1 protein-coding gene is annotated in these 234 nt (G+C 70.1%); it reads left to right on the top strand.

Annotated elements, in window-relative coordinates:
- A partial coding sequence (locus ADL15_RS24915; protein ID WP_198171001.1) for a recombinase family protein occupies positions 1 to 234 on the top strand: 234 nt, incomplete at both ends.

The following is a 234-nucleotide window of genomic DNA, read 5'->3' as shown; positions in this document are numbered from 1 at the left end:
CAGAATGCGGACCTGGATCGGCAGGTCGCCCGGGTGACGGTATGGGCCACGAGCCGGAAACTCGCCGTGGACCGGGTGGTGACCGAGGTCGGCTCGGCGCTCGACGGGCACCGGAAGAAGTTCCTCGCCCTGCTGCGTGATCCGGCTGTGTCGACGATCGTGGTCGAGCACCGCGACAGGTTCGCCCGGTTCGGTGCCGAGTACGTCGAGGCGGCGCTGACCGCGCAGGGCAGG

Source organism: Actinoplanes awajinensis subsp. mycoplanecinus (genome assembly GCF_001509495.1).
Taxonomy (GTDB): Bacteria; Actinomycetota; Actinomycetes; order Mycobacteriales; family Micromonosporaceae; genus Actinoplanes; species Actinoplanes palleronii.
This window is presented reverse-complemented; position numbering and strand designations above follow the sequence as displayed.